The organism is Pantoea sp. X-Soil-OKNW-556 (assembly GCF_059730695.1).
In genome coordinates, this window is record NZ_AP035990.1 from 2,509,653 (window position 1) to 2,535,231 (window position 25,579).

Consider the following 25,579-nt stretch of genomic DNA (forward strand, 5'->3'; position numbering starts at 1 on the left):
CCCATTAATTTTAAAGATTTTCCTAACCGCATTGTAAAAACGCTGATCATCTAACGGGTGAAATGTCGACCATGTATCAATTTTGAGCCAACTGTCTAAAGCAGATAAATCGCGCATAAATCCCTCTATTAGTCCGATTATTCGAGACTCAAGTTTTCCATTTTTTACGCTCAACTTCTAACTTTTCCACCATCCCCCGGTTCACTATCTCGCCGTCGTCGTCGAGCAATACCGGGATCTGCGAGCAATAGCAGTTATAGCGGTTACCGTTTTCGGCATAGAACTGCTCAACCTCTTCGGTGGTGTACGTCTTGCCGTGTCGCGAAGCGTGCCACGGGCGCGTGGTGGGCTTCAGCGCTGACATCCAGAGCATGGCGGTATTGAGGCCCAGCCGGTCCCGCGTCCACTCTGTTTCGTTGCGTTGGGCTTTACGCAGCGCGCCAACCTGCTCGGTCTGCGCAATGGTCAGCGCCTTAGACATCGAGACATCGAGGCGTTTGCTCACCACTTTTGCGGTTTCGAGCGGGTTCACCCCACGCGCCACCGCATCGATCACAATACTCGCCAGGTCACCGCGCGCCGCGTCGCTGATGCTTTTCCAGTCGCTGTAGGTGGACAGCGCGGCTGCGGCTACCTGATTCTGGTAGGCCGGGCTGCTCAGCAACTGCGCCAGCGTCGTCTGCTGGGCGTAGTAATCAGACTGCCGGGACAGATTATTGAACGCCTCAAACGTGCCGCGCTGTAGCTCCTGCTCAACGTAACCGGAAGCCCAGAAATCATTCTGGCCGCCAGCCAACAGGTGATTATCCAGAATTGCCTGCATCAGATTCAGCATCTCGTTGAGCTGCTGGCTCGTCATGTCGTAGATGTAGGCAGAAGCATTGACCTGGTATAGCGTCGGCATATCACCGTTCTGGTGGCACAGGAAATGCCACTGATGCGAATTACCCTCTCTCTGCCGCCCAGTCAGGCGCTGATCAAACAGCGCTTTCAATGCCAGCTTAATCTGGTAATACCGTTCCTCAATGTCGCGGGCCATCTTGCTGACTGACTTACCGGACATCGTAGGGTCAATGCGCGACCTCGGGATAACCGGGCTACGCGGCTTCCTGTCCATCGTCGTCGCCGCCGAGAGGATCGGAACGTTTGGCAGGTGGTTGGTTGTCATCGATATCGTCCAGTTCCGGATCCGGCTGCAATTCGCCCTGAGCGCGCACCTCATTGCCGCTGATGGCTGACCGGCCCAGCGCATTCGTCGTTTTGACGGCGACATCGGCCATCGCACTCATGTTGGCAATCTTCTCGGACTGGCTCGGCGCGAGTAAATCAGACCAGCCAACCGTGATTTCACCTGAGGTGGGTGCCGGGACAATGCCCAGCGTCCAGAAGCGGGTCACCACATCGGTGATCACTTCGGTCAGGAAGCCATTACGGCGGGACATGCGGGTTTTGGCCCAGCTCCTGCCATCCTCAGTCGAGGCCCGTTCGCCGGTCTGCATACCCACCAGCTCTTTCATCGGGATCGGCACGGTGGCGCACCACTCACTCAGCGCAGTTCGCCACGTTGGTTCGGGATCGGCAGCGGCCACCGAAAGCACCTCAGCAGTACCAGCCTGCATAAAGCTGGCGCTATCGGTGCTGTCGTTTAGGCGTCGGACCTGCATATCCAGCGCATCGGCCAGCAATCCTTCAGTGGTTCCCAACGCTTTTGCCAGTGCCGAAAAATTGGTCTTCTCGCTGAAATTAAAGTTGAGCTGGCGACTGGCGTTCTTCAGAAATCCTTCAGACGCGCCGCCGCTCACCTTCTCGATGTCCAGCAGCTTGTTGAATCCGTCCTCCAGCATCGACCGGCCGGACGTCATAGAGCCATCTTCAGAGCCTTCGGCGAGGATGATCACGCGGTCGGGGTGCACGTTAATGACGCGGCCAGGACGGGGATCGCGACTATTGCCAACCGGCAATTCGACGAACGAATACATCTTCACATCACCGAATGTCTCGCTTTGCTCATCGCTGTCCCATTCAATCGGCTCAATCTGCGCTTCCCATGCCGGGATCAGCTTCACCAGCGCTTTCTCAGAAAGGCGGCCAACGACGGCTGTATCGACCGGCTCTCTCCAGGCTTTATTGTCTTTCACCTGGATCAGCAACGCCGAGTAACGGCCCACCAGATTGCGGCGGTCAGCGCCTTTAATCTGCTTCCAACAGCGTTTCAGCAGCTTATTGATCCGCTTATCCCACGGCGTCAGTTTGGTTGCATCTTTGGTGTCATCGCCTTCATAGACTTCCGGATTGTCTTCCCAGCAGCCATCAATCATGCGTTGCACTGATGCACCGGCGATCGCGTTACGCGTGTAGGCGCGGTAGAAATCGTCGAAGCACAATTCAACCGGGTAGCCGAATTCCTGATACAGCCGCTGGCGCTTCGTGTTGCTGGTGCCGGTGAAAAGTGACGACAGGTATTTGCCCCTGTCCTTTTCAATACTGGCGTTTGCGGCGCGCTGTTGTTTCATCTCGCTTTCGTTCACAGGAGTCCTCCGTCAGCGCGAGCGCACCAACATGCCGATGTGATTAACAATTGGGAATTCTTTGACGATGTAATAGCCGCCAGCATCGTTCGGGTGGTCGTTATCAGCAGACTTATCCGGTTCGCCATTAACGGCCCATACCTGTTGCTCAAGCGCCTCGGTATAGACCGGGCAGCGCTTCACGTTCACCTTGTAGCGGCGCTGCCCGTAACCATTGCAGAACATCGCATTCATTGAGTTGATGCGGTCTTTAACTGGCGGGTTTGAGGGGTTCACGATGACGCTGAAACCAGCATCACGGAGTTGCGCCAGATCACTTTGACTGGCGTTGTTCGATTTGCGCGACTCGCCAGAGGCGTCCGGGTAGATGTAGATTTCCCGATCCTTGAGGTAGTCGCCATTTACGTATGACCAGTATCGATCCCGGATGATTCGTATCATGTCCGGCGTGTCATATGCCTTAACGATTTCAGCGACCGCTCGCGGTTCATCGTCACGTAACACATGGACGATCCCAGCCATTTTCCCAACGTTGAAGTCCATGCCAATGAATAGCGGTTCGCCCGGCTGCTCCTCATCGGCGCAGTTATTGAGCTGGCGATCGAACTGGTGATAAATGGTGCCGCTGGTCAGGTTAGTGAACTGGCCGCGCAGGTACGCTTTGATCAACTCTTCCGGGTACGAACTCATCAGCGATGGGATGTAGTCAGGTGGCAGGTTCTTCGCATTATCGAAGGTGCTCGCCTGCGTCAGCCCGTACAATGTCGCCAGTTCAGGTTTATCGCGCACGGCTTTGACAAACTGCTGCCAGACGAATTTGAACCCTTCCGGCGTCGTGGTTACGTCAATGCCGTTACGCAGGCCCGGAACCTTGTAACGCATACGTGCGATGATTTTCCGCCATGCCTGCTGTGCTTTAGCCGCGGGCATGACGTCCAGCTCATCCACCAGCGCATTACCGATCTTAAAGCCGACAATGCTGGCCGGTTTCTCCATCGAGCGGCAAATGGTGGTTCCCCGGTAAGTCCTGCCCTCGTAGAAATGGACCTCTTTATTGCTCTCATTGATCCGGACGGTCAGCCCCCAATCGAAAGCAACCTCCTCTACGGTCGGGTAGAAGATATCGCGGATCTGCGGGTACGTCGGGGCAAAGTAACCCTGGTTAATCTTCGGGAACTCCCAGAAGCCTTTACAGAGGCCGCCACAACCTACCCACGTTTTACCGCTACCGAATCCGGCCACATAGGCTTTGAATTTATGCGGCATCGCCAGAAAGCGCGCCTGAGGAATGTTAAGTGTCGGGCTGATCCCCATCGTCTGCCCTCGCATCTACCACGTTGATATTGATCTGCACCGGCGTAGCCTGGCGTTCTTCGTCGTCCTCTTCAGCCATGCGTTTGTTTTCCATCTCGCGCCTGGCCACTTCCAGTTCTTCCAGCTTGCGGGAGTGGGCGGTGTCGAATATGCCGAGATGCTTCGCCACGCTCTCCAGCATTTTGGCTCGGTCAGCGATAAGCATCTGCACACCGTCTTTGGTCACCTTCACGCCGTCGTAAGCCATACGGGCTGCCAGCGATAACCGCCGCGTGTCATGCATATGAACGGTGCCGTAACCCTCACCGTTGCATTCCGGGCATTCGGGGTGTGGCGGGCGATGCGGGCGAAACCCAAAGCCACCAGCTGTATCTGGCGGCTCCTCGTCTCGCTCCTCGGCGCTCATCCGGGCTTCGTTGTACTGCTCCTCGGTCCACTGATAACCATGATTTTTACCCCAGCAGTGACGGCAGCACGTCCGGCGATACTCCACCAGCTCATTAACATCGAGCGTAGCTATGCCCCACATCCGGGCAATCACCTGGTCGGTCGAAATCAGCGCACGTTCAGCCGCTGCGCACAGTTGCCGCTTAATTGCGCGCGCAATGTGATCTTTCGCGATCAGCTGGCGGCCGGTCGAGGCGTCGCTGTAGCCAGCACGTAAGGCCGCCTGAGAGGCGTTCTTATCCTTCAGATATTCAAGGATAAAATCGGCTTGCTGAGGAGTGAGTGATTCGTCTTCGATTAATTCTTCAGCACTCTGAAGACGCTGTGTAGCCTGAGCATTGCGCACACTTTTTTGCGCATCCTGCGCACTTTTGCGCTGCGCAGGCTTTTTGATATAGCGGCGGGCCGTGGCGTAGTTGATGCCCCGCGCCTCGCACCAATCCTTTGGCGATATACCTGATATGGCATGATCGGCGAGGAACTCATGCTGTATGGCCCCCCAATCCGGTTTTGCCATATGAACCCCAATAAAAAACCGCCTGAAGGCGGTTTTTCGTTAGTAAAAAATTATTATTTCCCATCAAATTTTAAAGCTATCGCGTCATAATGCTTTTTGAATGCATCATCTACCGATGCACTATTTCTAAAATGATCTGGCCTTTGTTCCATTTCAAGTTTTGTTAATGATGCTGCAATCTCGGCAATACGTACTTTAGTTTCGTTGATATCCATATTAATAACCTTAAATTTGCGAGGATTCGCATAATCATAATTGAGGCTAATTTGGAATTATCAACAGCATAAATCTCAACAAACCATGATTTTTGAGTATATGTTCATATATCCGTAACCTGTTACCACTCTAATCATGATCTGTATTATCAAGAGAAAAGCATCATCAGGCGCACTCGCTGGAATGCGCCTTGTGATGTCCTGCTTAAGCAGCAGTTTTGCTTTCAGTAACTGGTCCAGCTACTGATGTTGCCGTGGTTGTTGGGGCGTCAGCACTGGCAGCCTGCGCAGCCTTCAGTCGCGTCTGCACCTCTTCCTCAATTGCATCAGACTTAGCCTGCGCTTTTGCCTTAATGTAATCCCGGATTTTTACCCAGCCACCGGCGATGAGATACAGTGCGGAAACGATGGTCGAGAACCACAACATGATTGTTTCATAAAAGGTCATTTGGCTTATTCCTGTCTGGATTGTTCAATGGTACGGATGTCTGCTTTGTCCTGATTGCATTTCTCAATCACGGCTAGCAATTGCTCATTCAGCGTGAGGCTGTCGCTCCACGTCATCTGGTAAGGAATTTCAGGGATGACACAATCAACCAGCAGGCTTGCCGGTAGTTGTACGGGTGGCACCTGCACGTATTCGGTTCGCGTGTTCCCGCAACTGCTCAACAGCAGCGGCAGGCACAGGGCGCCTAGCGCACTCATCACCAGCAACGGCCTTTTGAATAACAACGATACGCTCCGCTGATTGCTGATCTGTTTTCTGCTTTGCATCTGCATTCGCCTGGACAATGCTGTTGATGATCGAAACAGCCTTCAGAACGTTGGCCGTCACCATGCTGGACTGGTTCGCTGCTTTCTCAGCGGCATCGGCGCGGGCGCTGTTGCTTTTGTACTGGTAACCCAGATAAGCACCGCCGCCAGCCAGCCCGAGCAGCAAGATCACCAGCAACACGACAACCCCGGCTTTAATCTCTGCTGTCATGGATTCGCACCCCACATGCAGACTTCACGCTCAATCTCGCGCCTGTTCACCAGTCCTTTAAATTTTTTACCCCCGGCATACGTCCAGTTGCGTAAAGCATTGCAAGCGCCAGCTGTATCACCTTTGTTGATGAGGTAAAGCAGAGTCGAGGTTTTGAAATTTCCAGAACCGACGTTGTACGCAAATGAATAGAGAGCACCATGCGTTGATGCCGGGAGAGCGACTTTGATGTAAGGGTCAATCTGGCGAGCTGTTGTTTGCAGATCGTTATTAAGCAGCGACATGCATTCTGTTGGCGTATAGGTCTTACCTGGTGTGATGTCCTTGCCAGTGTGTCCGTAACAAACCGTCCAAATGCCAACAACATCATGGTATGGCTTGTATCTCACCCCCTCCAGACCGTCATTCCCATTGGTGCCCGTTATTAAGGTTACGCCAACGGCAATTGCCCCGGCGCTTACTGCGCCAATCAGGCTTTTTCGCAGCGCCGAGGATATAGCCATGACTAATCCTCCTGCGCTGGCGGGGTAATGATGCCGCGCGCGATACCCTCGCGATAGGCTTTTAACATCTGGCGCTTGTACCAGGCATTAACTAGAAATGTTGCGAAACCAATAAACACCCCACTGATTATCGCAACCTGATTCCAGTCGAGGTTCTGTATCCACTGTGACACACCACCTCCGCATACAAGGGTGCCAGACACGCAGTAACTGGCTGCGGAAGCAATTTTGTCAGGCATAATTTTCATCTCTACCCCCTTGAGGGGATTCGCTTTTAGGAATTGAGGAAATTGTGACCACAGCGAACCCGGTTAATATTTTCACTGTCACCTGAAAATATCCCCCAAGAGTTCCCCTTCACTTCCGATAAGAATCAGCAGCTTGCCACTTCAGAAAAGGTTTGAGGTTGCAGTGATTGGCAGGGCGAAAAAATAAAAGGCCCACCGAAGTGAGCCTTAGATACATTTTCAATATGCACTTACTTTTTTAGATTGGCTATGACGTCAGGAAGAGTCGCACTAGTATTGAGGACTGCCTTATTGTACTCAAGTAAAATGCAGTCAATCTTAATTAATGCTAAAGACTCATCATTGCTTGCCTTAACCGCTTCTAAAATTTTCTCGGAGTATTTCCGAGGTAGCAGCACATCCCTTAAATGCTCAGACAGTTGCTGTGCAGTCTGTTGAATTCTCTCTAGCTGTTCTTTGTCCATGTTGTTTTCCATTAATACTTCTGGCATAGACAAGATACATGATCTAAAACTAATTCGGTTAATTTGAATCTAAAATTAAGAAAAAAGCGCCTTCTGGCTGGTGAGACCTCAGGGCGCTTTATTTAGTCACAGTTTTTGCAACTGACCGGATTCGGCGTTGATGAACAGCACACAGAAATCCCATCATTGGCGAGATATTGGGCCATTTTCGTCACAACGTCAATACAACTAATCGGACCTAATTGATTTTTTCCAAATTTTCCCGGTTTCTCGTTACCTTCTGAAGCATGTCATCAGCGTGCGCCTCTTCTTTATGGCACTGGATGATCAGCATCTCATAGAACGGTTTAAAGCTGCGCCGCCATGTCGGCTCACTGATGGCCATCACCGCATAACCAGCTGCGCGGCGCACCGTCTCCCCTGGCAACCTAGCATAGCCACGCCCGGAGCATTTCGGGCAAGTTTTCATAACCGGTACGCCCTGCAAATCGCTTTGCTCTTTATCCAGCACCTTCCCCTTTCCGTGACAACGGCAGGCGTTGCTGATTTCGCCTTTGCCGTCGCATGACTTACAAATAACGCGCACAACCTCGCGCTTAGCCCTCACCTCTTCCCAATATGACGGGAATACACCTTTGGTGGTGCGTGCCCATACTGGCGGCTTGCCGTCTGGATAATACGTTTTGTTGGTGAACACTTCTGCATCAGTAAACCCGCTACCACCGCAGCATGGACATTGCCGCGTACTGGCCGCGCTGCGCGAATAATCCTGATATGCGAATGTTGCGAGCAATTGCACCAGGTCGCGTTTAATATCGTTTTCGAGTACGGCAATAGCCCGGTAAAGCACCGCCTGACTCAGACCAAAATCAGTAAGCATCTCCACGGCGCGGTCACTGGTAGTGATGCCGTGTTTCGACAGGAACAGTTCAAAGCCAAAGCGTGCCTGCGCCTCGGTGAGACCAAAGGATGCCATCACATCCGTAATGGTGAAGCTGTCACTGGCCGTTGCCCGTGGAGAATCGCTTAACTGCGGTGATTTGGGCGCGAAAAATTTAATAGAGTTTTCCAGATTCAATTTGATTCTCCTGATATTTATTGGCGTGGTACATCAGTCAATGTTGCCGATCCGTATCTGTCCCTTCTCCCCCCAAACTTTGGTGATCCGCGCATCCCATACCGCGCTGTCATCGTCGAATACCGCATCCATCAGCGCCTTATGCAGGTTATCGACATCCGGCTTTTGCTGATGAGGACGCCCGATGAGTTCAGCCCGCTTCTTTTTGCTCCAGCTTTCAGGCATCGGAAGCACAAACGTAATGTGGCATCCGGCATCAGGCAGAGTTACGCCCCTCAAGCGAACCTCATCGCAGAATGCCCGGTATCGCAGCACCGCCAGGCGCTTTGCCCATTTATCCCGCTGTGTCTGCCTGGGCTTGCCCAGTGGCGTGATGTCGTAAATCTGGATCAAAAGTCTCTCCCTGAATGTTTACCGCCATAGGCCGGTTTCTCGCGGGCGAGTTGCGCCGCGACAGCCTGGTCGGTGTCGATGAAATGGCCGTTACGGAATTCCTGATAAACAACGCCCTGAGCACCGTGGCGGTTTTTGCCAATGATGATTTCAGCAATGTTGGCCGCCGGGCTGTCCGGGTTGTAGGCACCATCGCGATATATAAACCAGATGCCGTCGGCATCCTGCTCAATGCTGCCGCTATCGCGCAGATCAGCATTAACCGGACGTTTGTTCGGGCGCTTTTCCACATCGCGAGAAAGCTGGCTGAGGCACATCACGGGCGTGTGCAGTCCCATTGCCATCGTCTTCAGGCCGCGAGTGATTTCGCCAATCGCCAGGTCGTTACGTTCGGCTGAAGGCTTTCTGATGAGGCCGAGATAGTCAGCCAAAATGAGCGACAGGCCTGGATAACGCTGCTTATGGCGCGTGGCTACTGCCCGGATCTGGTCAATGCTGAGTTTTGTGGCATCTACCACCCATACATCAAGGTTTGCCAGTTGCGCGATACCCATAGATATCCGCCCCCAATCCTCGTCCTCCAGCTCCTGCGCTTTACGGAGTTTGGAAACCGATAAATTTGAAGCGTTTGCCAGCTGGCGCTCAACAATTTGCTGGCCCTGCATCTCCATGCTGAAAATAAGCACGCCTCGTTTCACTTTCTCCGTGCCGAGGGTGACAGAACGCTGGGCAATGCATTCGGCAATCTTCAGAGCGAGTTCGGTTTTACCCATACCGGGACGAGCCGCAAGGATGATCAGGTCAGTGTCATTCAGCCCACCGGTAATTTCATCGAGTTCCTGTATGCCGGTTTTGACGGTGAAAGAATCCTCGGGATCACTGACACGCTTCTCCAGATTTTCCAGGTAACCATCGAGCAGATCACCAACACGAACCGGCTGCACCTCATCATCAGGCCGGTTGATGTTCATCAGCTCGCGCGTGAACGCCTGGATCTGCTCGACTGCCAGATCATGGTTAATTGCCCCGGTGATTTTGTCGTAATGCGTTTCCATCAGCCGGGCGAAACCGCTGATCATGGCCTTCTCGTTGAGGCGTTTGGCGTACCCTTTCAGGTTGGCCGCGCTGGGAACCACTTTCACGGTTTCCATCACATCCGCAAATATGCCCGGCTCATTGCCCATAGACTCAGCCACCAGCAACGCGTCGATCATTTTCTTGTGCGTCGCCTGGCGCTTAATCTCGATGTACAGACGGCTGTAGAACGAGTTGGTGAACGCGGTGGATTCAACCGAGTTCAGAACGTCTACCGCGTCAGGCGTCAGGCCGGAATGCAGCAGACAGCCAATCACGCTGGCCTCAAGGTGCAGATCACTCATAACGCACCTTCCCGGACTTTACGGAGCGTTTCAGGTTTCATCAGGTAATCGAAGTTGGCACGCCAGCCCGTTCCATCGGGACCACCAAAGTGGAAATCTCGGGCATCAGCCATGAAGGCAACAAAGTATGACCGGAAAGCCTCCACGGTCTTTTTCGACATGTGTTTGGTCACCAGTTCACGAATCGCATTCTCACGATCCCGATCCAGTTCAGCCGGTGCCAGGCGGCCATCGGTGATTTGGTTCCATGCCTCAACGACAGCAGCGCAATCAATCTCCACGTAGCTTGCATTCCACGCGGTGGCATCGGCCAGATAACCGTCAAAGCTGTTCACACGGCAGATGCTTACCGGTTTCGCCACGGTGCCATTGCGCCGCTTCCACGTTTTGGCAACCCAGCGGATCACCAGCTTCAGGTCATCAACGGTGTAAGCATCACGGGATGAGCGCTCTGTGAGTAAAACGGCAAAGGCTTCGGCAGAGCGGCAGGCAGTGCCTGTGACCTCGTTGTAATACTCCAGGACCTGTTTTGCCTGTGAGAGAACCTCCTCCGAAAACTCCCCCTTCTGGGGGTTAGGGGGATCTGTTTTTACTGTCTTTGGAATAATGTCTTTGGTGTCCCCCTGTTTTGAGGGATTGCTATCCCCTAATTTGAGGGATTTTTTATCCCCCGATTTGAGGGATTCTCCCTCGTTTTGAGGGATAGACCATTCAGAGACGTTTTTGTTGGGTCCAAACTGGCGACCGTGCTGGATAAGAATATTCATGGAAACCAGTTGCAGCTTGGCTTCGTTGCAGCGCTTAACGGGGAGTTTGGCAATGCTGGCGATCTGCGAATCGCTGATGCGGTCCATTTTTTTATTCCATCCATAGGTGAGCCGCAGAACGGCAAGCAGCACTTTAAACTGGCGCTTCGTTAAATCAGCACCGGCGTATTCTTCCAGCAGCATATTTGCCAGCCTGGCATACCCGTCATCGGTATCTGCCACACGCTGCTCCTCACGCTCCTGACGGGCGCGAAAATTGATAATTTCGGCGGTGTTACTCATCCCCGGACCTCTCACGCTTCAGCTGTTTGGCCTGTTCAAGAGCATCACGAAGATGACGCCCGACACCGGGCGCTATCTGGCGCGCAAACTCATCACGCGCCATGTCTTTATGTACAGTATTTTCAGGTTGCGGTTTACGGCGCTTCTGTCGCATAATTGACCTCGCTTGTGGAAAGCAATGCAGTACCCGGCTGGACAGTTGCTGCTGTTCAGCCATCTCCTTCAAACTCCCTGAAATATTTCTCGAAGTACCACTTAGGCACGCAACAGTCGTCCGGATATGCTGGCCTCCTGAAAATGACCCATCTGGTCTGGCGGTCATATCCAGTGACACGAACGATTATCCCGCGCCGGTCACGGTAGAGCTTGTCGGTTTTAACAACCCTTTCATCCACCAGCACCCCCGTTCTCTGCCCGGAGATGCTCAAGCATTCCAATCAAGCACCTCGCCAGATCAGCTGTCTCATCACCCTTAAAGATCACCATTCCGGATGGCTGCTGGAAATCGAGGGCGGCCAGCAAACAGCTGGCTTTCTCAATCATTCCGCCGCGGCTCTGCCAGCGGCTGACCTGCGATTTATCGACGCCGAGTTTTTTGGCAACTGCCGTCACCCCCTGGGCGGCAATACGACTGACAATTTCGCTTTCGATATCACGCGCCTTGTTGCGTGACGTTGCGTTTGATTCCATTGATTATTTTCCTTTATTCAAAATGTAAACATGCAAGTGTTCGTCGCTTGCACCGTGCTGATCAGTCTTTAAGGTGGCGCTGGGTTGGGAAAGGCCGAGATTCTTCAGCCGTAACCTTCCCGTCAGGTAATCGGGTTACGAAGATTTTTCGCCCCACCCGCACCGCCTTGCTGATCGCCGTCTGATGAACACCAATAGCCTCAGCTGCATTTGCTTGGCCGTTTTCTTTGACGAAATCGCTTAGGGGGATTTTCTCCATCGGTATTTCTCCAGTTGTGACCCGATGGCCCAATAATACCCTAAGTATTAAATATATCAATACTGGCGGTATTTCACGTTTTAATAACGCAGGTATTAGAATCAGGATATGGATAAGAAAAAGTCTCTGACGCCAGAACAGCTTGAAGACGCTAAGCGCCTAATGGCTTTGTATGAGTCAAAAAAGAAAGCCTTAGGTGTGACACAGCAAAAAATTGCTGATGAGCTTGATATTACCCAAGGTGGCGTGGGCCATTATCTGAACGGTCGGATCGCGTTGAACGTTCCGGCTGCGACTGTTTTCGCCAAAACCTTGCAAGTTTCTATCGCAGAATTTAGTCCCTCACTCGCAAGGGAAGCTGAGGAAATAGCAAAAGCTGTTGAGTCAAACGTCACTTTTGCCAGTGCCCATAAAAGAGGCCAACCATATCCATTGATTAGCTGGGTTAGTGCTGGCGCATGGTCAGAAGCTGTTGAACCCTATTCTCTTGATGAGATAGATGAGTGGTATGAGTCTGAGGTTCATGTATCAGGTGCTGCTTTTTGGTTGCGTGTGAAGGGCGACTCGATGACATCACCCGTAGGGTTAAGCATTCCTGAAGGGACGCTGGTTTTGGTCGATACAGGTAGAGAAGCCAAAAACGGCAGTTTGGTTATTGCAAAACTTACAGATGCCAATGAGGCTACTTTTAAGAAGCTGGTCATCGATGAAGGAATGGGGGAACGCTATTTACAACCACTGAATCCTTCGCAAGGACGAGTTAAGATAAATGGTAACTGCCGCATCATAGGCGTAGCGATCGAGACAAAATTGCGATTGGTATAGCCCCACCCCCAAAAAAACCTCTTAAAACCCGCCAAGTGCGGGTTTTTTAATACCTAAGTAAAAATAAATCACCCTACAAATCAACTAATTAATAGTTACGGTATTTTTATTAATACCTGTAGTATTGCTTTAATTTAATACCGCCAGTATTGTTATTGCACAGCACGACGCAGCCCACCGCAGAAAGCTGACCGCTCTTTAACAATTTAACCCGCGTGACAGGCAAGCCGATGCGCTCCTAGCAAACGAAATAGCACCCGATCGGATCGAGGTAAGTGCCGAGTCCATATGCGTATGGTAGGTACAGAGGACTACAAAACGGTGAGCTGATAAGTCACGCAAGTTGGGCGCTCCGATGATGGGGCGCAACCAGAGGAGATGAATTATGTAATCGATGAGCGGATTGGACCGCGGAATGTATTACCAATAGCAGAGTTGGTTTTAGCAAAAACCGCTGTGGAGCTTAATCCCTGTACCACTCAGATTGAACTGAGAAGCGACTTGAAATCTGCAAATTGAAATAGGGTTCGGCAAGTGCACTTACTGAAAAGACGGTACATATGCGTTCTTCCTGAGTAAGTTCAACAACTGAAAAAGCGCCTAAATCGCCGTTTTTTATAAGGATTATTCATATGAATATATTGTAGAATTGCATAGTAAACTAAACTAAGCATAAGGCTTGAAATAATGACTATGAAAGTTAATAGCATTGCTATTGTAGTTGCTTCTTTTGTTCTGGGCGGATCAATTTTTGGCGCATCTTTGGTTAACAAAGGCTTGGTTCTTCAAAAAGAACAGGTACAGCCAAGAGAGAACATCCTGACCACAACTGTCGGCCATGTGAATTTAGGTAAGGTGTACAGTGAAAGTCGTGGAATGGACATCACCCTTATTAACACTTCAGACAAATCACCGGCAGCCATACATCTGGTCGATGTTGACCCCAACAATTTTTCGAAAGAACTCCATGATGCCTTAGTGAAGATTGCAAAAGATGTTAATGAAAGCCAGAAGCTAACTGGCGATAAGGAAATAAAAGCCGAAAATTTAGTAGGTAACGTAGCCTTCAAGTTAAATATCAAAACTTACATAAAGTACATATCTGAGAATATGCCTATGTATACGCTTATGATTAAAGACGAAGATGTAATAATTGATAAAAATGAACGATTTGAAAGCAAAATCACTGCTGAAGCAGACAGGATAGCAAAGGATAGCTCACAAGCATTTTCAACAAATAGTTTTATTAATGAGCCATCAATTAAACCCAAACAGTAAAAATTTAAATCATCATACATTAATAACAAGGCTGCTTATGCGGCCTTTTTTATTACCTACATCTGAGGCCACTAATGAAGAAATTAATCTCAATTTCAGATTTAGAAAGGCAGTGGATAAGCCGGGCATCATCCAGGCACGCAACGGAGAGAGCACTGCGCCGAATATCTGGCCAGCACCTGTGTAACTCCACCTGGGGGTGAGGTAGTGAGGTCGCAAAGGCGACGTTACGGGCAACCCGGCGCAAGGTGGTCAAATGCAGTGCTCTCCCCGTTGTGGTGAATTTGCAGTCCATCGAGACAACCAGAAGACCAGCGCCTGGCGCCACAACCCAATAAATGCTGTGTGTAGTTGTTAGCCCCCGCCTCGGGGGCATTTTTTTGACTGTTTTCCAGCATGCCGAGGTAAACCACATGCAAATCATTCCCAAGCTGACGCGCCAGCGCCTCGTGGAGCTGCCGTCAGGCACGCCAATCCGCATAGGTAACCAGAACGTTATTTTCGACCACTGCTCGATTGAGCCGGACTACAAAGGGCACGACGAAACCTTTGTTCACTATATCGACGGCACCGGCCAGCGGCGCAAGCACATGGAATTCACCGTGCTCCAGTCCGGAACCGAATTCACCGAATCAGAGTTGTGTGATTACTGCGGGCGTTTCCGCCACCCTGGCGATACAAAACTGGCGGTCATCCGCTTCTGGAACCGCACCGAGCAGCGCAATTTCTGCAATGACAGGGAATGCGCCCGGCTTTATCAGCAAACCATACGTGTCCCGGCAGCGCGTCCGGGCAAAACCCGGAGACGTGCATCATGAACCCTGTTGAACGACTGCAATTCAAGCACCGGCTTACCGGCGCTGATTTTCACCCGCGCCGTCGCACCTGGCTGATTCCTCTTACTCTGGCCGCGCTTGTCGTGGCGGGGATGTGTGCTGGATGGATGTAACCATTATCCCCACAGAAATCGCCCTGAAAGAGGCGATGCATTCCCTGACGCTCGACACGATTTTAACCATCTGCGAGCAGAACCAGATTACCCCGGCGGAACTGGTGACGCTGGCCCACCGGCTGGCGCAGCGCGAAGCGAACGCCGACGCATTAACAGGAGAGATTTATGCCTACAGTCATTCGCGTGATCGACACTGAAACCACCAGCTTTGAGGGTGGTATCTGTGAGGTTGCCAGTATCGATATTATCAACGGCCAGTTATGCAACCCGATGAGCGATTTTGTTAAGCCCCCAGAGCCAATCACAGTTGGTGCAATGGCGATACACCACATTACCAACGACATGGTTGCCGACGCACCGCCAATTGATGATGTGATACATCGTTATCAAGAAGCTGACGTTTATGTCGCGCACAACGCTAAATTCGACCGGGAAAAACTGCCACGAATCACAGCGCCGTGGATCTGCACGCTGAAACTGGCGCGCAAGTTGTTCCCCGAGCTGGAGAGTCATTCAAACCAGTACCTGCGCTATCACTTCATGCTCGATGTAGATGTGCCCGAGGGATTACACGCCCACCGCGCGTTGTACGACTGCTACGTCACGGCGGCGTTGCTGCTGCGCCTGAACCGCGATGCGAGATTCACAATCGCCCAGATGCGGGATATCAGTTCGCGCCCTTCTCTGTTACATGCCATGCGTTTCGGGAAGTATAAAGGTATCCCGTTTGAAGAGTGGGTTTTGACTGATTTCAAATATCGGCGGTGGTGTTTTGACAACCTGGCCGACGACGAAGATATCCAGTTCACCCTCAGACATCATTTGCAACAGGCAGGAGGTTGATATGGGAACCCCTGTCCTGATCTTGGGTGATTCTGGCGCGGGTAAGTCGTACAGCCTCAGGAACTTCAACCCCGATGACTGCCTGCTTATCCAGTGCATCCCCAAAATGCTGCCATTTCGCCATAAGGGCGCTTGGAAGGTACACGGCAAACTTGATGCAAGCGGCAACCCACAGCGTGGCAACGTTTTCCGTACCGATGACTGGGCAGATGTGGAGGACAAAATCCAGCGTATGGTTTTGTCGAAGTCTCGCCGGGTGCTGATTATCGATGATTTCCAGGTAGTGATGCAGCACGAAAACATGCTGCGTGCGTACCAGACCGGCTACACAAAGTTTACTGAAATGGCCGATCACATCTGGCGCATCATCACTGCGGCAACCCAGTTGCCGGACGACATCCGGGTTTACTTCCTGGCCCATACCGAGGAATCGGAAGGCAAAGTGCGAATGAAGACCGCGGGCAAGATGCTTAACGAGAAGCTGACGCCTGAGGGTTATTTCTCTATCGTGCTGCGCGCCATCAAGAAAGACGGCAAGCACGTTTTCCTGATTAAGGGCGATGACAACGACACTGCCAAAGCGCCCCCCGATTTATTCCCTGACCAAACCGAAATGGAAAATGACCTGTTCGCTGTAGATCAGGCCATTTGCAACTTCATGTCCGAAGGAGACATCTGATGCAACCAATGAGCTTTAAGTTTGACCCTGACGCAGCTAAGAAAGCTGGCGCGTCTGCCCTGATTAACGAAACCGGTGCCTATGAAGGTTTCATTCTCCATGCACAGGTTGGCTTCGGTACTGACAGCCAGTCTCAGACGATGGAAATTAAGTTCGAGTCCAATGGTGCTAAAGCCGATTACCTGCGCATCAACTTCATTGGCCGCGAAGGTGAACCAACATTTGGTATGGATCTGGTTAACGCCCTGATGTGGACCGCTGGCGTGCGTGACCTTATTCCTGAGCAGCAACAGGCACCTGATGGCACGGTCTGGGTATTCCCCGCGCTGACCAACAAAAAGGTCGGTTTTGTTCTACAGAAAGAGCTGCGCACCAAACAGACCGACGGTTCTGATACCTACCAGATGAACATCCGACACGTATTCCAGCCCGGCAGCCGTCTGACTTATGCTGAATTTGCCGAAAAACAACCTGCGGAGGCGATCGACAAGCTGCTACTCACCCTGAAAGATGTAGATAAGCGCCAGCCAGCAACAAACGGCCCCGGCAGCCAGCAGCGCGGCGGACCAACTGGAAACCGTTACGCCAACCAGGCGAACACCGTGGCGCCACAGTCGAACCTGCAACGTAACGCTGGCGGTCGAAACAACCAGACTCCACAAAATCAGCCTGAGCAGTGGGACGACGACATACCCTTCTGAGGTGTGAATTTTGTCAGCCGGTCATCATAACCGCCTCGCATGAGGCGGTTTTTGTTTCATCAACCATCAGCTGCCGAGGCAACTATGGACGAAACCTACACGTCACTCGCAACCGAAGCCGTTGCCCTTGAGCACAACGGCGAATTCTTCAGAGCATCCCAGGTATGGCGCCAGGCCAAAAAGAGAGCCTCAGGTGCCAACGTCAACTGGTCAAAACACCGCGCCCTCTTCTGCCTGGGTGCGTTTAAGCGCAGCAAACAGGGAGAGGAATAAATGTCCTGGATCACCACGCAGTCTGGCAAACACTTCGATTTCCTCAACATGTCGGCAGATGCCATCTGCATCGATGACATCGCCTGTGCGCTGTCGAATCTCTGCCGCTTTACCGGCCACGTTCAGGACTTCTACAGCGTCGCGCAGCACTCGGTCCACGTCAGCTATCTGGTGCCGCCCGAGTTCGCACTGGAAGCGTTGCTGCACGACGCGGCGGAGGCTTACTGCAACGATATTTCGTCACCTCTAAAGCAACTGTTGCCGGAATACCGCCGCATCATCAAATCAGTGGAAGAGGTCATCGCTGCTAAGTTTGGGTTTCCGTCGGCAATGAGCGACGAAGTTAAGCATGCCGACCTGGTGATGCTGGCGACCGAGCGCCGTGATCTCGATTTAGATGACGGCACGCCCTGGCCGATTCTTGAGGGAGTAGAACCAGCACCTTTTCTGCTATCCCCATTCAATCCCCGCCAGGCGCGTGTGTTGTTTCTACAGCGCTTCAATGATTTGAAAGGTGGCGATTATGCCTGACAAATTTCCCTACAATCTGGCAGTGCGCAAAATCGCACGCGAGCAGAAACGGACCATCAAAAAAACCGCCTGGTTCTGCGGTGTCTCGACCAGCACGTTGCGCCAGTTAATGAACAGCAAGCATACCTACATCAGCACGATCAAAAAGTATGCTGCCAAGTTCAATATGTCCATCATCCTTTTTATCCAAAAAGGACAGAGCAAAAATTAAGGCGGCGGCGAACACTTGTGCAAGCCAGCGGAAAGAAATTCACATGGCTATTCTTGTGAATTTAACTGGGCTGAAGAAATTATTGGTATTTATGAACAGTGAAGATTGGTACTGAATCACGCCCCACTTTTTCATGCGATTGAGAATAGAAACAGTTTTTAATTTTATGAATTTCGTTTAAATCATAAAGTCTGACAAGTTGAATACTTTGATCATTCTTCTGCATTTCATAATGTACATCACTCCTATCGCACCACCCAAAAACATACATTCCTCCCACACTTGTAAGCAAGTATGTTTCTTCGCCTCTTTTTTTAAATAGGTACTGCTGAGAAGCAGCGGAAACAGTCCCTAAGGGAAATGCCATGAAGACAATCATAACGGAACTTGAAAAAATATAAAAAATAGGTGCCTTAAGCCCTAATTTTGAATAGATCCCTATCGTTTGAGGAATGAACATGCCAATCAATATAAAGCCATTGATTGCAAAAACCTTAAAATACACCCCTGATTCATATACCCAACCAAACCTTCCACCATTCACGATTAGAATGGATATGGTCGAGGACAAAGCGATATAACCCAGAGTGAGAAATTTAAAGGAGTGTTTGAAAGGTTCAACCACCTTAACAATGAACATACCAATTATAGATGCCAACACTAAATAGGTGATTGGAAAAAATGAATCGAGAATGAAGTTCAGATCTAGTGTTTGAAACCCTATGCTGTAGCCATAGAAATAAGCATATCCCGACTGGTAAGCATAAGACATAAAATACACAACTGCTGTTACTAACGCCAACAATGGAACTTCAAAACTAAGATCATCCTTTTTAAACATCTCAATCTCCAATATGGATAAAGTTATGGCTTATGAGAAAAATTATCTTACAGCTATAAAGCGATTAAAAGAGAAAAAAAACCATCTCCTTAAAGAGGTCGGCGATCAGTGGCGCACGCCGGATCCGCTCTGGTGGGGTATCAACACAATGTTCGGTCCGTTCGTGCTGGACCTGTTTGCCGACGCCAGCAATGCCAAATGCGATGCGTTTTACACCGCCGAGGATAACGCGCTGGTGCAGGATTGGTCAGTGCGCCTGGCGGAATTGAACGGCGCGGCATACGCCAACCCGCCCTACAGCCGCGCCAGCCAGCATGAGGGGCATTATATCACCGGCATGCGGCACATCATCGCTCACACGCTGGCAATGCGTGAGGTTGGCGGGCGCTATGTGTTTCTCATCAAAGCAGCAACCGGCGAGGTGTGGTGGCCGGAAGATGCCGATCATATCGCCTTCATCCGCGGGCGAATAAGTTTTGATCTGCCCACCTGGTATCGGCCAGAACCGGGCCAGCCGGAAGAATCATCCGCCGGGTTCGGCGCGGCCATCGCGGTATTCGATAAAACGTGGCGCGGGCCAAAGTTCGATTATGTCAGCCGAGACGAGCTGGAAAAGCGTGGATCTGTATTGATGGCGCAGATTGAGCGTGCAGCAGCCCGGTTGATCCCACCGGCATCACCAGCGCCAGCTATACCGGTAACAGATAATGATATCTGGCCCCCTGAAGTTCAGTTGCTGGCCGGGCAGTTGCCGCAACTCGCCAGCCTGGGCACTGACCACCAGCGCAAAGTAAAGCACCACATCAACCGCATGCTGCTGGAACGCCAGCCATCAGCCGAAATCATTGCCGCAGCACAATCACTTACAGCCACATTCGGAGAACAGGCCCAATGAGGGAAATCATCGTCGATAATTTTGCCGGTGGGGGCGGAGCCAGCACCGGAATTGAAATGGCTACCGGCCGCAGCGTCGACATCGCGATTAACCACGACCCCAACGCGATCGCCATGCACACCACCAACCACCCCGACACCCTGCATTACTGTGAATCGGTATTCGACATCAACCCGCTGGCAGCCACCGCTGGCGCGCCGGTCGGCCTTGCCTGGTTCTCGCCTGACTGTCGCCACTTCAGCAAAGCCAAAGGAAGTAAGCCGGTCAAGAAGGAGATTCGGGGGCTGGCGTGGACTGTGATCCGCTGGGCGCTGGCGAAGCGGCCACGCGTTGTCATGCTGGAAAACGTGGAAGAGTTTAAAACCTGGGGGCCGCTGCTTGCCGATGAGGACCGGCCAGACCCGGCGCGCGCGGGAGAAACGTTCGCCGCATTCGTGGGCATGCTCAGCACCGGAGTTGCCGCTGATCACCCTGCGCTGGATGAAGTGTGTGAGTTCCTGAACATTAACCGTCACAGCGATGATGCGCGCCGCCTGGCGTCCGGGCTGGGTTATGCCGTCGAGCACCGTGAGCTTCGCGCCTGCGACTTCGGCGCGCCGACAATCCGCAAACGCTTCTTCATGGTAATGCGCTGCGACGGGCAGCCGGTAACGTGGCCGCAGCCAACGCACGGTGATCCAAAAAGCCTTGCGGTTCAGTCAGGGCACCTGAAGCCGTGGCGTACAGCAGCAGAGTGTATTGACTGGTCGATTCCCTGCCCCAGTATTTTCGACCGCGCTAAGCCGCTGGCAGAAAACACGATGAAACGCATCGCGCGCGGTATTCAGCGCTTCGTGATCGACAATCCGACGCCGTTCATCGTTAAGTGCAACCACACAAGCAACCGGACGAAATACGACTGTTTCCGGGGGCAGTCGCTGGAAGAACCGCTGAAAACCATCACCCAAACACACGGTTATGCTGTTGTGTCACCAGTGTTTGCTGGAACCGGCGGATCTACATTCCAGATGAAGCCGCGCCCAGTGGACAAACCGTTTTTCACGCTGCTAACGCAGAACCGCACCAACATCATCTGTCCGCGGCTGGCCCCGGTTATTTCCCGTCAGTTCGGCAGCAGCATCGGTCATCCAGTAGATGAGCCAGCGGGAACGGTCACCGCTGGCGGCGGTGGCAAAAGCGCGCTGGTCACCACCTTTCTGGCTAAGCACTTCGGCGGGAATTACACCGGCCCCGGCGCGGCGGTGGATGCACCAGCACACACCGTAACCACCACCGATCACCACGCGCTGGTTACCTCCAACCTGGTGAAGATGCGCGGCACCAACACCGGGCAGAAAGCAGATGATCCGCTGCAAACGGTTACCGCCGGTGGTAATCATTTCGGAGAGGTTCGGGCCTTCCTGATGAAATATTACGGCAATGAAAAAGGCGGCGTTGGCCTGAGTGACCCGCTCGGCACCGTCACCACCAATGACCGTTTCGGCCTGGTCACTGTAGAGGGAATTGATTACCAGATAGTGGATATCGGCATGCGGATGCTTCAGCCACATGAACTCTACGCCGCCCAGGGCTTCCCATCCTGGTATGTCATCGACCGCGATTATCGTGGCGTGAAATACGCCAAAGACAAACAGGTTGCCCGCTGTGGTAACGCCGTCCCGCCGCCGTTTGCCGAGGCGCTGGTGCGCGCCAATCTGCCTGAAATGTGCTCCCCATTAGCTATTCCACGCTCTGCTTGAAGAATAAGCACGCAAAATCTTCATATATTGCGCTTCGTTGCGCTTAAAACCTGGTAAAAAGACCCAGAGGTAGACTATGGCAAAACTACTCACTTTGCAGGAGTGGGCTGCTGATACATACTCGCGCCCTCCTTCCCTTTCCACACTTCGCCGCTGGGTGCGGGAAGGCCGTATTTATCCATGCCCCGAGTTACACGGAAGGGAATATAAACTTTCGCCCGATTCGGTTTATGTTGATCCGCGCAAAAGTAAGATGAAGCGCAAACCGGCGCACGTTGCCCCGCCCAGAAAGGGGTCGCTACTGGAGAAGTTGAAGCATGTCGAACAGACCGGAACGGTACGACGCTAACCTGCCAAGGAATCTGACTTATCGTAAGTCCAGGCAGAGTTATTACTGGCGAAATCCCGTGACAGGTCAGGAAATTTCTCTCGGACGCATTTCACGCAGGGAAGCGGTTGCCCAGGCTATTGAGGCAAATAACTATATCGAGGAAAATTATCTACCTTCGGCACTGCTCGACAGGTTGAAAGAGAAACCAACATTCACTTTCAGCAAATGGCTTGAACGTTACAGTGTCATTCTGGAGCGCAGGCAGTTGAAGCCGAACACAATGAAGATCCGGAGCAATCAGCTTTCAACACTTCAGGTTGAGTTTGGCCGCCAGCCCATCGAAGTGATTACCACGCGGGAAATCGCACTGTTTCTTGAAACCTACGTTGAATGCGGAAAGCGGAGTATGGCTGTTGCTCTCCGCTCTTTAATGCTGGACGTTTTCAGGGAAGCTGTCGTGGAGGGGATCATTGAGCGCAACCCGGTAGAGCCAACCAAGACCCCGCCACCAGAGGTTAAACGCGAACGGCTGTCTCTCGATAACTTCATCGCGATCCGCACTGCTGCGGCGTCTATGGGGGGCTGGCTCGAGTGTGCGATGAATATCGGGTTGCTAACCGGGCAGCGGCGTGAAGATATCACCAGGATGAAGTTCAGTGACATTGCAGATGGAAGGTTGTTTATCACACAGAGCAAGACCAGCCACAAACTGGCACTGCCGGTGACGTTGCGGCTGGAGATTATCGGGCTGGATCTGAATGGAGTGATAGAACGCTGCCGGGTAGGCAATCCTTCCGACAACCTGATTTATTCGTCAGTCCGGCGTGGTGGACGTAAAGCCGGCCCGGTTATGCCCGATGCCATGACCGCTGCGTTTGCTGAAGCTCGTGATTTGAGCGGGATTCAGTTCGGGGCAAATCCACCGACTTTCCATGAGATCAGAAGCCTTGCCAGTCGATTATATGAAGTAGAGAATGGAGAGGAATTCGCTCAAAGGTTGCTCGGCCATAAAAACATAGCCATGACCAAAAAGTACCTGGATTCGCGAGGTCAGGAATACGTTATGGTTTAAACCGGATATCGGAAGTTCGGACAAATTTCGGACATTTTCGGACGAATGAAAATAAATCGTTATAAATCATATAAATAAAAAAAGACCGAATACGATTCCTGTATCCGGTCCAGGGAAATGGCTCTTAGAGAGCCGTGCGCTAAAAGTTGGCATTAATGCAGGCGAGTTCGCCTTGCCTTTTAAAGGTAGACCACGGGTGATTATTTTCCAGCCAACTGTCACCGGGGGGGCGGAAAGCTGTCGACTCTGTGATCGCGACGGCAGAATACTTGAGGGATGAGGCGCAGCAGGCTCTGCCGCGCCATGCAGCGGGATTTACTTGTCGCAGAGTGCCTGAGCACGGGCGATAATCGGTTCCAGGCTCATTTTCTGTCCGGGATGGGCTTTATCATCAGCCTGAATTGAGCTGATCGATTCAGTGGTGCCGCGTCCGGACTTTTGGTTCGCTTCCGCTTTATCATTCAACGGGTAACGCAACAAGGTGCTGGGGTTGATGGCGAACAGCGCTCCCCCCTTCTCACAGCTCAACATGACTTCTTCCCGCGTGAACGGCCACTTGTCTTTGCCAATCTCAAAACGGCTGATGGTTATAATTTCAGCAGCCATCGCCTGGCTGCAAAGTGCCATCAGTACACAAGCTGGAATCAGTTTCTTCAGCAAAATGTCGACCTCATACATTCAATCGGTATTAATGATTCAGGCTGGTGCCAACGTGGCCAACACGCTGACCAACCCAATTACAGCGATCGCCAGCAGCAGCTCAAGCTGCGTCAGACGAATAAAAAGTGTTGCTGCATCGCTTCCGGCCAGACGAAAACGAGGAACCAACCAGTAGCGGTTAATCACAGCAATGGTCACCATCAACATGACCAGCAACACTTTGACAATCAGCAGCGTGCTCCACCATGTGGGCTGCCATTGCAATGGATCACCGGCAATCAACAGGCTGTTGAACATCCCGGTCAGCAACGCCAGCGCAACCGCCAGATGCCCATAGCGAGAGAAACGCATCATGCTGCGGATGGCATCAGCCCGATGGGCTATGTTGCGTGCGTCGCGCATCAGTAGTAGCAGTGGTAGCAAACCACCACTCCAGAACGCGGCAGAAATCAGATGCAAGGCGTGGTTTGCCTGCTGCAAGCTTCCCAGCCAGCCATCACGCATCGCCGCGTGGCCCACACCCGCTAATGCGATAAGCTGGAGTAATCCGGTCAGTAACAACAATTGCTGACACAACCTGCCTCGAAGCAATAACGCCAACACGCTCGCTAACGCGAAGAGAATCTCCCAGCGCCATACCCCGCCAAAACGGGTGCTCAGTACTGCCAGCCAGGTTTCTGCATCGGACACATTGCGCCAGTCACCGCTCATCAGGCCTGTTTGCGTCGCCAGCATTAACACTGCCGCCTGCAAACTCACCAGTGCGCTTAACGCCAGGATGCCACGCAGACGAAACGCCAGTACCGGACGAAAACGCGCCGGCGCCAGCAGTGCGGTGTAAAACGCACTGCCAGTCAGCAATAATACCGACAAAAAGTGGATCGCCCGCAGGCTTACCCACAGCGTGCTTAGCCCCATTACTTCACGCTAAACTGATAACTACCTTTGGTTTTATGACCATCAACCGAGAGCACATGCCAGTTCACCTGATAACTTCCCGCTGGCAGTGGCTGGCTCAGCGGTACAATCAGTTGATCATGTTGCTTTGCGTTAATCTGAGCTTTCCCAACCGGTACGGTTTGATTCTGTGCATTGCGGATTTCAACGCCGCTAAATGCCGGTTCGACATCTTCGGTAAACGTCAGAGTTAACGACTTGGGTGAAGCATCAACGGTAGATTTGTCAGCCGGAACCGGCGTTTTAAGGTGGGCATGCGCCAGCGCAAACTGACTGAAGGCCAGCGCGGATGACGCCAGCAACAGCGCCGCCAGGCGGCTTAATCTCGTCTTCTTCATCAGGCTATCCTCTTTTTTACGGCAATCTGCCGCAAGCGTGGCAGCAGGATACGCTGCTGTTCCGCAGGTGTCGATACCTGCAATGCGATCCCTTTTCCCTTGATCCTGAACGGGGAAAACATTACTTTTGCCCCTGTTTATCAGGAGAAAAACATGAGTCAAAACCTTGCCCTGCTGTCGCAGGAAGAGAAAGACAAAGTGAATGTCGATCTGGCAGCCGCTGGCGTGGCGTTTAAAGAGCGCTACAACATGCCGGTGGTAGCGGATTTGGTCGAAAGGGAGCAACCGGAAGCGCTGCGTGACTGGTTTCGCCAGCGTCTGATGCAATATCGTCAGGCGTCACTCAGCCTTTCTCGCCTGCCCTACGAACCGAAGCAGAAATAA

39 protein-coding genes are annotated in these 25,579 nt (G+C 52.1%); 16 read left to right on the plus strand and 23 right to left on the minus strand.

Translation table 11 applies throughout. The annotated features are described in order from the left end of the window. Positions 1–148: 148 nt before the first annotated feature. The 19 genes from AC6I8T_RS11715 to AC6I8T_RS11805 form a co-directional block, all read right to left on the minus strand. Positions 149–1,039 carry a phage minor head protein gene (locus AC6I8T_RS11715; protein ID WP_497834296.1) on the minus strand — a complete coding sequence of 297 codons (891 nt, stop codon included), beginning with the start codon at positions 1,037–1,039 and terminating at the stop codon, positions 149–151. Positions 1,040–1,097: 58 nt separating this feature from the next. Beyond that, the gene (locus AC6I8T_RS11720) at positions 1,098–2,528 is read right to left on the minus strand and encodes an anti-CBASS protein Acb1 family protein (protein WP_497833861.1); all 1,431 of its coding nucleotides are present in this window, start codon (positions 2,526–2,528) and stop codon (positions 1,098–1,100) included. Between the two features lie 12 nt (positions 2,529–2,540). After that, entirely contained in the window at positions 2,541–3,842 is a 1,302-nt protein-coding gene (locus AC6I8T_RS11725) for a terminase large subunit domain-containing protein (RefSeq protein WP_497834297.1), read from the minus strand. After that, positions 3,820–4,806: a terminase small subunit gene (locus tag AC6I8T_RS11730; RefSeq protein WP_497833862.1), complete on the minus strand. Its 987-nt coding sequence runs from the start codon at positions 4,804–4,806 to the stop codon at positions 3,820–3,822. The genes AC6I8T_RS11725 and AC6I8T_RS11730 overlap by 23 nt, the downstream gene beginning before the upstream one ends. 53 nt (positions 4,807–4,859) lie before the next feature. After that, positions 4,860–5,021 (minus strand): hypothetical protein, encoded by a 162-nt coding sequence (locus AC6I8T_RS11735; protein WP_497833863.1) that lies wholly within the window; start codon positions 5,019–5,021, stop codon positions 4,860–4,862. 205 nt (positions 5,022–5,226) lie between these two features. Further along, entirely contained in the window at positions 5,227–5,469 is a 243-nt protein-coding gene (locus AC6I8T_RS11740; RefSeq protein ID WP_497833864.1) for a DUF1378 family protein, read from the minus strand. Positions 5,470–5,474: 5 nt separating this feature from the next. Continuing rightward, a complete protein-coding gene (lysC, locus tag AC6I8T_RS11745) occupies positions 5,475–5,726 on the minus strand; it encodes an Rz1-like lysis system protein LysC (protein WP_497833865.1) in 252 nt (83 codons plus the stop codon). After that, the gene (locus AC6I8T_RS11750; RefSeq protein WP_497833866.1) at positions 5,614–6,006 is read right to left on the minus strand and encodes a DUF2570 family protein; all 393 of its coding nucleotides are present in this window, start codon (positions 6,004–6,006) and stop codon (positions 5,614–5,616) included. The genes lysC and AC6I8T_RS11750 overlap by 113 nt, the downstream gene beginning before the upstream one ends. Then, complete coding sequence (locus AC6I8T_RS11755) at positions 6,003–6,503, minus strand: lysozyme (protein WP_497834298.1); 501 nt, start codon at positions 6,501–6,503, stop codon at positions 6,003–6,005. Before AC6I8T_RS11755 ends, AC6I8T_RS11750 begins: the two co-directional genes overlap by 4 nt. Positions 6,504–6,511: 8 nt before the next feature. After that, a complete protein-coding gene (locus AC6I8T_RS11760) occupies positions 6,512–6,757 on the minus strand; it encodes a phage holin (RefSeq protein WP_497833867.1) in 246 nt (81 codons plus the stop codon). Positions 6,758–6,987: 230 nt separating this feature from the next. After that, a complete protein-coding gene (locus tag AC6I8T_RS11765) occupies positions 6,988–7,221 on the minus strand; it encodes a hypothetical protein (RefSeq protein ID WP_497833868.1) in 234 nt (77 codons plus the stop codon). A 238-nt stretch (positions 7,222–7,459) separates the two neighbouring features. Beyond that, positions 7,460–8,299, minus strand: coding sequence for an antitermination protein Q (locus AC6I8T_RS11770; RefSeq protein WP_497833869.1), 840 nt, complete (start codon positions 8,297–8,299; stop codon positions 7,460–7,462). Positions 8,300–8,332: 33 nt separating this feature from the next. Continuing rightward, positions 8,333–8,689: a RusA family crossover junction endodeoxyribonuclease gene (locus tag AC6I8T_RS11775; RefSeq protein WP_497834299.1), complete on the minus strand. Its 357-nt coding sequence runs from the start codon at positions 8,687–8,689 to the stop codon at positions 8,333–8,335. Continuing rightward, positions 8,689–10,071 carry a replicative DNA helicase gene (locus tag AC6I8T_RS11780; RefSeq protein ID WP_497833870.1) on the minus strand — a complete coding sequence of 461 codons (1,383 nt, stop codon included), beginning with the start codon at positions 10,069–10,071 and terminating at the stop codon, positions 8,689–8,691. The genes AC6I8T_RS11775 and AC6I8T_RS11780 overlap by 1 nt, the downstream gene beginning before the upstream one ends. Next, entirely contained in the window at positions 10,068–11,120 is a 1,053-nt protein-coding gene (locus tag AC6I8T_RS11785; protein WP_497833871.1) for a replication protein, read from the minus strand. Before AC6I8T_RS11785 ends, AC6I8T_RS11780 begins: the two co-directional genes overlap by 4 nt. Beyond that, positions 11,113–11,337, minus strand: a complete 225-nt coding sequence (locus AC6I8T_RS11790; protein ID WP_497833872.1) for a hypothetical protein — start codon at positions 11,335–11,337, stop codon at positions 11,113–11,115. Before AC6I8T_RS11790 ends, AC6I8T_RS11785 begins: the two co-directional genes overlap by 8 nt. Continuing rightward, positions 11,330–11,521, minus strand: coding sequence for a DUF4222 domain-containing protein (locus AC6I8T_RS11795; protein ID WP_497833873.1), 192 nt, complete (start codon positions 11,519–11,521; stop codon positions 11,330–11,332). The genes AC6I8T_RS11790 and AC6I8T_RS11795 overlap by 8 nt, the downstream gene beginning before the upstream one ends. After that, on the minus strand, positions 11,508–11,810 hold the full coding sequence (locus AC6I8T_RS11800; protein WP_497832300.1) for a CII family transcriptional regulator: 303 nt from the start codon (positions 11,808–11,810) through the stop codon (positions 11,508–11,510). Before AC6I8T_RS11800 ends, AC6I8T_RS11795 begins: the two co-directional genes overlap by 14 nt. 61 nt (positions 11,811–11,871) lie before the next feature. Continuing rightward, a complete protein-coding gene (locus tag AC6I8T_RS11805; protein WP_497833874.1) occupies positions 11,872–12,069 on the minus strand; it encodes a Cro/CI family transcriptional regulator in 198 nt (65 codons plus the stop codon). A 108-nt stretch (positions 12,070–12,177) separates the two neighbouring features. Here AC6I8T_RS11805 and AC6I8T_RS11810 point away from each other — a divergent pair, with 108 nt between their 5' ends. From AC6I8T_RS11810 to AC6I8T_RS11860, 11 genes are all read left to right on the plus strand, one after another. Continuing rightward, entirely contained in the window at positions 12,178–12,894 is a 717-nt protein-coding gene (locus AC6I8T_RS11810) for a LexA family protein (RefSeq protein ID WP_497833875.1), read from the plus strand. A gap of 687 nt (positions 12,895–13,581) precedes the next feature. Further along, a complete protein-coding gene (locus AC6I8T_RS11815; protein ID WP_497833876.1) occupies positions 13,582–14,172 on the plus strand; it encodes a hypothetical protein in 591 nt (196 codons plus the stop codon). A gap of 413 nt (positions 14,173–14,585) precedes the next feature. Further along, positions 14,586–14,990 carry a hypothetical protein gene (locus tag AC6I8T_RS11820; protein WP_497833877.1) on the plus strand — a complete coding sequence of 135 codons (405 nt, stop codon included), beginning with the start codon at positions 14,586–14,588 and terminating at the stop codon, positions 14,988–14,990. After that, complete coding sequence (locus tag AC6I8T_RS11825; RefSeq protein WP_497833878.1) at positions 14,987–15,121, plus strand: hypothetical protein; 135 nt, start codon at positions 14,987–14,989, stop codon at positions 15,119–15,121. The genes AC6I8T_RS11820 and AC6I8T_RS11825 overlap by 4 nt, the downstream gene beginning before the upstream one ends. Further along, positions 15,112–15,321, plus strand: a complete 210-nt coding sequence (locus AC6I8T_RS11830) for a hypothetical protein (RefSeq protein WP_497833879.1) — start codon at positions 15,112–15,114, stop codon at positions 15,319–15,321. The genes AC6I8T_RS11825 and AC6I8T_RS11830 overlap by 10 nt, the downstream gene beginning before the upstream one ends. Next, entirely contained in the window at positions 15,290–15,967 is a 678-nt protein-coding gene (exoX, locus tag AC6I8T_RS11835; protein WP_497833880.1) for an exodeoxyribonuclease X, read from the plus strand. The genes AC6I8T_RS11830 and exoX overlap by 32 nt, the downstream gene beginning before the upstream one ends. A 1-nt stretch (position 15,968) precedes the next feature. Then, complete coding sequence (locus AC6I8T_RS11840) at positions 15,969–16,646, plus strand: P-loop NTPase family protein (RefSeq protein ID WP_497833881.1); 678 nt, start codon at positions 15,969–15,971, stop codon at positions 16,644–16,646. Then, a complete protein-coding gene (locus AC6I8T_RS11845; protein ID WP_497833882.1) occupies positions 16,646–17,347 on the plus strand; it encodes a hypothetical protein in 702 nt (233 codons plus the stop codon). The genes AC6I8T_RS11840 and AC6I8T_RS11845 overlap by 1 nt, the downstream gene beginning before the upstream one ends. A gap of 84 nt (positions 17,348–17,431) precedes the next feature. After that, a complete protein-coding gene (locus AC6I8T_RS11850) occupies positions 17,432–17,620 on the plus strand; it encodes an ANR family transcriptional regulator (protein ID WP_497833883.1) in 189 nt (62 codons plus the stop codon). Beyond that, the gene (locus tag AC6I8T_RS11855) at positions 17,621–18,151 is read left to right on the plus strand and encodes an HD family hydrolase (protein ID WP_497833884.1); all 531 of its coding nucleotides are present in this window, start codon (positions 17,621–17,623) and stop codon (positions 18,149–18,151) included. Then, entirely contained in the window at positions 18,144–18,362 is a 219-nt protein-coding gene (locus AC6I8T_RS11860) for a hypothetical protein (protein ID WP_497833885.1), read from the plus strand. The genes AC6I8T_RS11855 and AC6I8T_RS11860 overlap by 8 nt, the downstream gene beginning before the upstream one ends. Before the next feature lie 79 nt (positions 18,363–18,441). On the opposite strand, the gene AC6I8T_RS11865 is transcribed toward AC6I8T_RS11860, so the two are convergent. Beyond that, positions 18,442–19,203 (minus strand): hypothetical protein, encoded by a 762-nt coding sequence (locus AC6I8T_RS11865; RefSeq protein ID WP_497833886.1) that lies wholly within the window; start codon positions 19,201–19,203, stop codon positions 18,442–18,444. A 25-nt stretch (positions 19,204–19,228) separates the two neighbouring features. Between AC6I8T_RS11865 and AC6I8T_RS11870 the strand changes: the two genes are divergently transcribed. From AC6I8T_RS11870 to AC6I8T_RS11885, 4 genes are all read left to right on the plus strand, one after another. Then, positions 19,229–20,098, plus strand: a complete 870-nt coding sequence (locus tag AC6I8T_RS11870) for a phage N-6-adenine-methyltransferase (RefSeq protein WP_497833887.1) — start codon at positions 19,229–19,231, stop codon at positions 20,096–20,098. Continuing rightward, on the plus strand, positions 20,095–21,837 hold the full coding sequence (locus AC6I8T_RS11875) for a DNA cytosine methyltransferase (protein ID WP_497833888.1): 1,743 nt from the start codon (positions 20,095–20,097) through the stop codon (positions 21,835–21,837). Before AC6I8T_RS11870 ends, AC6I8T_RS11875 begins: the two co-directional genes overlap by 4 nt. A 76-nt stretch (positions 21,838–21,913) precedes the next feature. Further along, positions 21,914–22,186: an excisionase gene (locus AC6I8T_RS11880; protein ID WP_497832318.1), complete on the plus strand. Its 273-nt coding sequence runs from the start codon at positions 21,914–21,916 to the stop codon at positions 22,184–22,186. After that, positions 22,155–23,240, plus strand: coding sequence for a tyrosine-type recombinase/integrase (locus AC6I8T_RS11885; RefSeq protein WP_497833889.1), 1,086 nt, complete (start codon positions 22,155–22,157; stop codon positions 23,238–23,240). Before AC6I8T_RS11880 ends, AC6I8T_RS11885 begins: the two co-directional genes overlap by 32 nt. A gap of 315 nt (positions 23,241–23,555) precedes the next feature. Here AC6I8T_RS11885 and AC6I8T_RS11890 read toward each other — a convergent pair whose 3' ends face one another. Genes AC6I8T_RS11890 through copC form a run of 3 tightly spaced genes read right to left on the minus strand, consistent with a single transcriptional unit; the run spans position 23,556 to position 25,195 of the window. Then, positions 23,556–23,903 (minus strand): YebY family protein, encoded by a 348-nt coding sequence (locus AC6I8T_RS11890; protein WP_036625101.1) that lies wholly within the window; start codon positions 23,901–23,903, stop codon positions 23,556–23,558. A 33-nt stretch (positions 23,904–23,936) separates the two neighbouring features. Further along, positions 23,937–24,818, minus strand: coding sequence for a copper homeostasis membrane protein CopD (gene copD, locus AC6I8T_RS11895; protein WP_497833890.1), 882 nt, complete (start codon positions 24,816–24,818; stop codon positions 23,937–23,939). Beyond that, a complete protein-coding gene (gene copC / locus AC6I8T_RS11900; RefSeq protein ID WP_208724172.1) occupies positions 24,818–25,195 on the minus strand; it encodes a copper homeostasis periplasmic binding protein CopC in 378 nt (125 codons plus the stop codon). The genes copD and copC overlap by 1 nt, the downstream gene beginning before the upstream one ends. A gap of 153 nt (positions 25,196–25,348) precedes the next feature. On the opposite strand from copC, the gene AC6I8T_RS11905 reads away from it, so the two are divergent. Next, positions 25,349–25,579 carry a DNA polymerase III subunit theta gene (locus AC6I8T_RS11905; protein WP_021182980.1) on the plus strand — a complete coding sequence of 77 codons (231 nt, stop codon included), beginning with the start codon at positions 25,349–25,351 and terminating at the stop codon, positions 25,577–25,579.